This window comes from Stenotrophomonas sp. GbtcB23, assembly GCF_019091045.1.
Taxonomy (GTDB): Bacteria; Pseudomonadota; Gammaproteobacteria; order Xanthomonadales; family Xanthomonadaceae; genus Stenotrophomonas; species Stenotrophomonas rhizophila_A.
Window position 1 is genome coordinate 1 of sequence record NZ_JAGXKC010000544.1, and the last position, 250, is coordinate 250.

The 250-nt window shown below is 56.0% G+C and carries 1 protein-coding gene; it reads left to right on the forward strand.

Annotated features, from left to right (window positions below):
* A partial coding sequence (locus KVS69_RS20055) for a hypothetical protein (RefSeq protein WP_217539978.1) occupies nt 1-250 on the forward strand: 250 nt, incomplete at both ends.

Consider the following 250-nt stretch of genomic DNA (forward strand, 5'->3'; position numbering starts at 1 on the left):
GGGCGCCAATGACCGCACGGCTCGCGATGTGGTGGGCTTCCTCAAGAAGGGTAAGTTCATTCCCAACAACAGCATAACCGTCAACAAGCCGGGTGGCGGTCACGCGGTTGCCTTGAACTACACGATCGGCCATTCCGGAGACCCGAATTATCTTCAGGTCGTCGGCGGAGTGATCCTATCGAACAACATCCTTGGACGCAGCCCGAACAAATATACCGACGTAACGCCGATCGCGATGCTATTCGATGAG